We start from the raw sequence: 7,592 nt of genomic DNA, 5'->3' as shown, positions 1-7,592 counted from the left end.
GTACTCTTGCCGCTGGAGGCAGGGCTGGTCGACATCCCGGCTCTTGACCTTTCGCCCGAGCAGGCAAGAGCGGTCCGACAGGGCCGCGTTCTTGACGGGCTGCCCCATGATGACGGGCTTTACTGGGTGCGCAGCGGCAAGGTGCCGGTGGCCTTGGTCGAGCTTTCAGGCTCCGTCCTGACCGTCGCACGGGGATTCAACCTTCCCGATGTCGCGGAGTAGAGAATATGTCGGTTACCGCTGAAAAGAAGCAGGCTATCATCGCGGACAACGCGCGCGGCTCGAACGATACCGGTTCGCCCGAAGTTCAGGTCGCGATCCTGACCAGCCGCATCCAGACCCTGACGGAGCACTTCAAGGCGCACCACAAGGATAACCATTCGCGCCGCGGGCTGCTGATGATGGTCAACAAGCGGCGCTCGCTGCTGGACTATCTGAAGAAGAAGGATGTGGCGCGCTACAATGCCCTCATCCAGAAGCTCGGTCTGCGCAAGTAACCAAGCGGAAAGCGGCCCCAAAACGGGCCGCTTTTTGCATGTGGCGACCGTTCGGCAATCCGGCCGGCGGGCGCATCCCATGGGGCCAGACAAGCGCCCCGCACCGGACCGGGACGGCACACCCGGCAGCAAACCCCGCGCGCAATAGGGCGGCGGGCTGAAGGAAAACACATGTTCGACGTCAAAACCGTATCGCTGGAGTGGGGCGGGAAGACCCTCACTCTGGAAACCGGCCGCATTGCCCGTCAGGCTGACGGCGCGGTCCTCGCCACTTATGGCGAAACTGTCGTGCTCTGCGCGGTGACTGCCGCCAAGAAGGTCAAGGAAGGCCAGGACTTCTTCCCGCTGACCGTGCACTATCAGGAAAAGTTCTCGGCTGCCGGGCGCATCCCGGGCGGCTTCTTCAAGCGCGAGCGCGGCGCGACGGAAAAGGAAACGCTGGTTTCCCGCCTGATCGACCGCCCGGTCCGTCCGCTGTTCCCCGAAGGTTTCTACAACGAGATCAACGTCATCGCCCAGGTGCTGAGCTATGACGGCGAGACCGAGCCCGATATCGTGGCGATGATCGCGGCCTCGGCTGCGCTCACCATCTCGGGCGTGCCCTTCATGGGCCCGATCGGCGCCGCGCGCGTCGGTTTCAAGGACGGTGAGTACCAGCTCAACCCGTCGATGTCGCAGGTCGCCGAAGGCCGCCTCGATCTCGTTGTCGCTGCTACCGATGCGGCCGTGATGATGGTCGAATCCGAAGCCAAGGAACTGACCGAAGACGAAATGCTCGGCGCGGTCATGTTTGCGCATGACGAGATCCGCAAGGTCGTCGGCGCGATCATCTCGCTGGCCGAAAAGGCCGCCAAGGATCCGTGGGAAATCGACCTCACCGACAACACGGCTGACATCAAGGCCAAGCTCAAGGCGCTCGTCGGCGCCGATGTGGCCGCTGCCTACAAGCTGACGGATAAGTCGGCGCGTTCGAACGCGCTGAACGAGGCGCGGGCCAAGGCCAAGGAAGCCTTCGCCGAGGAAGGCCCGCAGACCCAGATGGTCGCGATGAAGACCATGAAGAAGGTCGAGGCCGACATCGTGCGCGGCGCCATCCTCAAGGACGGCACGCGTATCGACGGGCGCACCACGACGCAGGTCCGCCCGATCGAATCGATCGTCGGCTTCCTGCCGCGCACGCACGGTTCCTCGCTCTTCACGCGCGGTGAAACGCAGGCGATCTGCACCACCACGCTGGGCACCAAGGATGCCGAGCAGATGATCGACGGTCTCGACGGCCTGTCGTATCAGCGCTTCATGCTGCACTACAACTTCCCGCCGTACTCGGTTGGCGAAGTTGGCCGTTTCGGCGCTCCGGGCCGCCGCGAAGTGGGCCACGGCAAGCTCGCCTGGCGCGCGCTGCACCCGGTGCTGCCGAGCAAGGAAGACTTCCCCTACACGATCCGCGTTCTCTCGGACATCACCGAGTCGAACGGGTCCTCCTCGATGGCGACCGTCTGCGGCGGCTGCCTTTCGATGATGGATGCCGGCGTTCCGATCGAGCGTCCGGTTTCGGGCATCGCGATGGGTCTGATCCTTGAAGGCGACGAGTTCGCCGTCCTTTCGGACATCCTGGGCGACGAGGATCACCTCGGCGACATGGACTTCAAGGTGGCCGGCACGAGCGCGGGCATCACCACGATGCAGATGGACATCAAGATCGCGGGCATCACGCGCGAGATCATGGCCAAGGCGCTGCATCAGGCGAGCGAAGGCCGTGCGCACATCCTGAACGAGATGACCAAGGCGCTGGGTTCGGCCCGTACCGAGCTTTCGGCCCACGCTCCGCGCATCGAGACGATCCAGATCGACAAGTCGAAGATCCGCGAAGTCATCGGCACCGGCGGCAAGGTGATCCGCGAGATCGTCGCTGAAACCGGCGCCAAGGTGGATATCGACGACGAAGGCCTGATCAAGATCAGCTCGTCCGATATGGGCCAGATCGAGGCTGCAAAGAAGTGGATCCTCGGCATCGTCGAAGAAGCCGAAGTCGGCAAGATCTACGACGGCAAGGTCGTGAACATCGTCGATTTCGGCGCGTTCGTGAACTTCATGGGCGGCAAGGACGGTCTCGTCCACGTCTCCGAGATGCGCAACGAGCGGGTCGAGAAGCCCACCGATGTGGTCAAGGAAGGGCAGGCCGTGAAGGTCAAGGTTCTCGAGATCGATCCGCGCGGCAAGGTTCGTCTGTCCATGCGCGTCGTCGATCAGGAGACCGGCGCCGAGCTGGAAGATACCCGTCCGCCCCGCGAACCGCGTGAACCGCGTGGTGATCGTGGTGATCGCGGTGGTGATCGTCGTGGTCCGGGCGGCCGTGACCGTGGTCCCAGACGCGATGGGGGCCGTGATGGTGGCCGCGACCGCGACCGTGGTCCGCGTGGCGGCGGCGAGGGCGGCGGGGATCATATCCCGGCGTTCCTCAAGTCGGACGACTGATCGCTCCGGCTTCAAGCCAGATGAAACGAGGGCTCGCGGCAACGCGGGCCCTTTTTTCTTGCCTTGGCGTGGGCGGCGGGGAACCATGTGGCGGCACGGACAGCGGGAGAGACGACGATGCGGCTGAAGCGCGCCCGAGGGCTGGTCATGGCGGGGCTGCTCGCTTCATCGGGCGCGGCGCTGGCCTGCGCGGACGTGGGGTGTGACCCCACGTGGTCGCTGTTTGGCGGCGCGCAGGCCTGCCACAACCGCGTGGTGATCGCGCCGGGGAACGACAGCCGGGTCAACCTGCTGGCGCTGCTGCGCGATTCCGCCGGGCTTGGGCTGGGCGGGACCGAGTACCCCAAGCCCGAGTACGACGAGGAAGGCTTCGGCCACATGTTCCTCGATTGGGGCATGGTGACGCGGACATGGGTGCCCGCGCTGGACCCGATGGCCGATCCGCCGGCGGATGTCATCGATGGCCCCTGCGGGGCGTTCCGCGCCGCAACGCCCGAATTCACGGCCGCGCTTGCGGCGAACCGGGCCTTGCCGGGAGGCGATCGCACCGCGCTGACGGCCGCCAGAACGCAGCTCGTGGCGCGCTGCGCCGATTCCTCGCTGCCGGCCGTGCTGCCCGGCGTTGCCGTCAGCAGTGCGTCGGGCAAGGCCTTCCTCGGCTATCTGGCAGCTTCCGATGCGTTCTATGCGACACGCTACAGCGAAGCAGCGAGCGGCTATGCAGCGCTTGCCAGCGCGCCCGATCCGTGGGTGGCCGAGACCGCGCGCTATATGGTGGCCCGCGCGTGGCTGGGCGAGGCGCTGCTGCACAGCATGGACCAGTACGGTTTTTTCGACGGCCTGAAGGCAGTCGACAAGGCAGCCGCGCTGCGTGGGCGGGCGGCGCTGGCGGACTATCTCAAGGCCTATCCCAAGGGCCGCTATGCCGCATCGGCACGCGGGCTGGAACGCCGCGCGATGTGGCTCTCGGGCGACTTTGCCGCACTCGGCCAGCGCTATGAAAGCGTGCTGGCCGAGGCGCCGAAAGAAGGCGAGCCGCTGGTTGACCTGATCAACGAAGTGGACGGCAAGTACCTTTCAAACAATGACAATCCCGATGCATTCGGCGGTGGATTGCTGCTGCTGGCCGCGGCCGACCTCAAGGCCATGCGCGTCGCCGATCCGGATGCCCGCTATGATATGGGCGGCCCGGAGAAGCAGATCGAGGCGGCTACGCTCGCGAGCCAGCAGGCGGCCTTCCTGCGCGCGCCGCAACTCTACGCCTTCCTGCAGGCGAACCATGCGTTCTATGTCGCCAAGGACTACGCACGGGTGCTGCAGTTGATCCCTGACGACGCCAAGCGGCCCTCTTACACGCCGCTTGCGTTCAGCCGGCAAGTGCTGCGCGGGCAGGCGCTGGCGGCGAAGGGCGATCCCAATGAGGCGGGCTTCTGGCTCGAACTGCTTGGCGGGGCGAAAGCCCTTTGGCAGCGGCCCACGGTCGAACTTGGCCTTGCGATGAACTGGGAGCGGCATGGCAAGCTGGCACAGGTTTTTGCATCGGGCTCGCCGATCACGGACCGCATGGTGCGCGAGATCCTGCTCACCCATTCCGCCGGCCCTGCGCTGCTGCGCCGCGTGGCCCTCGACGTGGAGCGCGCACAGACCGAACGCGACGTGGCGTTGTTCACGCTGCTCTACAAGCAGCTGAGCCGGGGCGACTACGCCGGCTTCCGGAGCAATCAGACACTGGTGCGCAGCGATGCGACGACCGAAGGGCTTTGGGGCTTTGCGCCCGGTTCGGCGGCGCCGCTGGGGCTATTTGCCAAGGGGCGCACTTCGCAAGCCGGGTTCGCTTGTCCGGCACTGCAAGGCACTGTCGCCGCGCTGGCCGCCAACCCGAAGGATGTTCACGCGGGGCTCTGCCTTGGCGAGTTCTGGCGGCTCAATGGCTTTGACGGCTTCACCACGCTCGATACGCCGCCTTCGCGCGGCGCACTGGGCGGGGCGGCGAACGAGTTTGCCGGCAAGCCCTTGGCGCGCGGCTCGATTTACGCCGCAGTGATCGCCGATCCGCGCAGCGCGCCGGATGACCGGGCCTATGCGCTCTACCGGGCGGTCAATTGCTACGGCCCCTCGGGCTACAACGGCTGCGGCGGCGAGGAAGTGGCAAAGCCGGTGCGCAAGGGCTGGTATGATCGGCTGAAGCGCGAGTTCCCGAAAAGCCTCTGGGCGCAGAAGCTGAAGTACTATTGGTGATACGCACGAGGGCGGCGCTGCTGGCCGCGCTGGCTCTGGCTTCGTGTCAGCGTGCGGAGTCTCCCCAGCCGGTCGATCCTGCAAACTACGACCAGTTCTTCCTCTGGGCCGGCGTGCCGCCACCACCAGCGGTCGCGCGCGCCCGCGAACTCTATATCCTCGGCGGCGAGATCCGGCGTGGCGGTCCGGCACGGCTGGTCGACATGCGCGCGGGCGTGCCGCATGTGCGCAGCGCCAAGGTCTGGCTGACCGTGCGGACCGAGCGGCTCGATTGGGATACGCGCGTCTGGAATGGAGTGCACGCGATGCTGGCCCGCTGGCGGACGGCTGGAAACCGGCTGGAGGGTTTGCAGATCGATTTCGATGCAGCAACCTCCGGGCTGACACACTACCGCGCCTTCCTTGAGCAAGTCCGCCGGGAGCTGCCGCCGGGCACACGGCTATCGATCACCGGCCTGCTCGACTGGAGTGCGAACGGCGATCCGGCGGAGCTCGCGCGCCTTGCCGGCCTTGTCGATGAAGTGGTGATCCAGACGTACCAGGGCCGCACAACCATCCCGGGCTATGCCGCGTGGTTCCGCCATATCGATACCCTGCCATTGCGCCACAAGATCGCGCTGGTGGAAGGCGGCGAGTGGACGCCGCCTGCTGCCCTGGCGCGCGACAGGCGCTTTGCCGGCTATGTCGTGTTTCTGCTGAAGCCGTCTGCTGTCAGGCCGCCTTGACCAGCGGGTCCGGCTCGTCGCCGGCCTTGAGGATGCGATTGCGGCCTGATTGCTTGGCGGAGTAAAGCGCTTCATCCGCTGCTTTCAGCGCGGCACTCTTGTCGGCATAGGCAAAGACGTCGGCAATCCCGCCCGAGAAAGTAATCCTGCCGAAGGGCGTATCATTGGTGCGGTTGACGAGACGCCGTTCGGCGATTTCCTCCCGCGCGGAATCGAGCTTCTTCCAGGCCTTCTCGACGGTGTGGTTGCGCCAGAGGACGGCAAACTCCTCGCCGCCGTGCCGGGCCACAAAGCAGCGCGCATCGGCGATGCGGTTAAGCGTTTCGCCGACGAACTTGAGCACGCGGTCGCCTGCGGGGTGGCCATGCGTGTCATTCACGCGTTTGAAATGGTCGATGTCGACAAAGGCGACACACAGCGATTCCCCGGCATCGCGGGCTTCACGGATCTCGCGATCAAGCATGTGATCGAAAGCGCGACGGTTGGGCAGGCCGGTCAGGTGGTCCATATCGGCAATGCGCCGCGTTTCCTCGAGCGAGGTCTGCAGAACCTGGGCACGGCGCTCGCTGCAAGCGAGCTCGTTTTCGATCGCGATGCTGCGTTCCATCATCGCGCGGGTCAGCGCGGCGAGTTCGGTGATCACGACACCGGCACGACCGACGCCTTCCAGATCATCGACATGCTGGCGCAGCGCGCTGCTGTACTCGCTCGTCGCATTGCGTGCGCCGCTGGTGGTCTTGCTGAACTCGTCAAGGCTGTCTTCCAACCGCCCCATCAGCACGGCCAGCGCCTCGCCGTTCTTGTCGTGCGTGCTTTCGCCGCGCTGTTCCTCGATCCACCCAAGCGTGATGGGAAGGCCCTTCTCGGTGCGCTCGAGGATCAGCTGGGCAAGGCGAGGCGCACCGCCGGTGACACACTCGTAGGCAACGGTCAGCGTGGACGGCAGAACTTCAAGATCATGATCGATCAGGAAATCGGCGATCTTGCTGATCATCCGCCGCTTGGCCGGCAGCCAAACCTCGCGCGCGGTCAGTTCGCGCGCACCGGCAAGGGCCGCAGCGTCTGCACCCGGTTCCTCGGCATCATCGGCGGTGCTGCCGCTGAACCACTGCCACCAGCGCGACTTGCGCGCGTTCTCGTCTGATGTCTGCTCGCTCATGCCCATGAGAACGGCAGCGTCCACCCGAGGTTAACCACGGGCGGACGCAAAAAGTGACGAAAATCTGCGGTTCTAAGACCGAATCGGACCTAAACGGTCGAACGAATCACCGGACGCGCGGACCGCCAAAGGGCATAGGCGGCGGCGGGCGACGATGGCCGCGCGGAAGCTGCGCCTGATAGGCGCGGCCGCAATGCTCGACGCAATAAGGGAAACCGGGATTCACCTTCTCGCCGCAGAAATGGAAATCAGGCTCGCCCGGGTGGCCCATCGGCCAGCGGCAGATGCGGTCGTTGAGATCGAGCAGGCCGGTCTTGTCCGCCACTTCCTGGCTCGGCCGCGCGGGTACGAGGCGGCGGGGCGGGGCCGGGGGAATCGGCGCCTGCTGATCGCCGGGGCCCTGCCGCAGGAAACCGCCGGGGCCGACCGAGACAATGCGCGGCTGCGGCGGGGGAGGGGGCGTGTCAGCCGTTGCCGCTGGGGCAGCGGCTGCGGGCG

Annotated in this window: 6 protein-coding genes and 1 pseudogene; 5 read left to right on the top strand and 2 right to left on the bottom strand. The window is 65.9% G+C overall.

What is annotated here, in order from left to right; all coding sequences use genetic code 11:
- From K5Q19_RS01835 to K5Q19_RS01815, 5 genes and pseudogenes are all read left to right on the top strand, one after another.
- A pseudogene (locus K5Q19_RS01835) lies at positions 1 to 222 on the top strand (tRNA pseudouridine(55) synthase TruB); the annotation flags it as partial.
- Positions 223 to 227: 5 nt separating this feature from the next.
- On the top strand, positions 228 to 497 hold the full coding sequence (gene rpsO / locus K5Q19_RS01830; RefSeq protein ID WP_292940407.1) for a 30S ribosomal protein S15: 270 nt from the start codon (positions 228 to 230) through the stop codon (positions 495 to 497).
- A 171-nt stretch (positions 498 to 668) separates the two neighbouring features.
- The gene (gene pnp, locus K5Q19_RS01825) at positions 669 to 2,972 is read left to right on the top strand and encodes a polyribonucleotide nucleotidyltransferase (protein ID WP_292940404.1); all 2,304 of its coding nucleotides are present in this window, start codon (positions 669 to 671) and stop codon (positions 2,970 to 2,972) included.
- Between the two features lie 87 nt (positions 2,973 to 3,059).
- Positions 3,060 to 5,210: a hypothetical protein gene (locus tag K5Q19_RS01820; RefSeq protein ID WP_292940401.1), complete on the top strand. Its 2,151-nt coding sequence runs from the start codon at positions 3,060 to 3,062 to the stop codon at positions 5,208 to 5,210.
- On the top strand, positions 5,207 to 5,935 hold the full coding sequence (locus tag K5Q19_RS01815) for a DUF3142 domain-containing protein (protein ID WP_292940398.1): 729 nt from the start codon (positions 5,207 to 5,209) through the stop codon (positions 5,933 to 5,935). The genes K5Q19_RS01820 and K5Q19_RS01815 overlap by 4 nt, the downstream gene beginning before the upstream one ends.
- Here the strand turns inward: K5Q19_RS01815 and K5Q19_RS01810 are convergent.
- Both K5Q19_RS01810 and K5Q19_RS01805 read right to left on the bottom strand, forming a co-directional pair.
- Complete coding sequence (locus tag K5Q19_RS01810; RefSeq protein ID WP_292940395.1) at positions 5,922 to 7,118, bottom strand: GGDEF domain-containing protein; 1,197 nt, start codon at positions 7,116 to 7,118, stop codon at positions 5,922 to 5,924. The two genes, K5Q19_RS01815 and K5Q19_RS01810, sit on opposite strands and share 14 nt — an antisense overlap.
- 82 nt (positions 7,119 to 7,200) lie before the next feature.
- A partial coding sequence (locus K5Q19_RS01805; RefSeq protein WP_292940393.1) for a GcrA family cell cycle regulator occupies positions 7,201 to 7,592 on the bottom strand: 392 nt, incomplete at its 5' end.

Origin of the sequence: Novosphingobium sp., assembly GCF_019748365.1 — a bacterium.
Lineage (GTDB): Bacteria > Pseudomonadota > Alphaproteobacteria > Sphingomonadales > Sphingomonadaceae > Novosphingobium.
Note: the sequence above shows the minus strand (reverse complement) of the source record. Positions and strands in the feature narration are given on the sequence as shown.

Bases quoted from the DNA above. Each gene is read 5' to 3' on its own strand.
- rpsO (WP_292940407.1), top strand. From the start codon at position 228: ATGTCGGTTACCGCTGAAAAGAAGCAGGCTATCATCGCGGACAACGCG.
- pnp (WP_292940404.1), top strand. From the start codon at position 669: ATGTTCGACGTCAAAACCGTATCGCTGGAGTGGGGCGGGAAGACCCTC.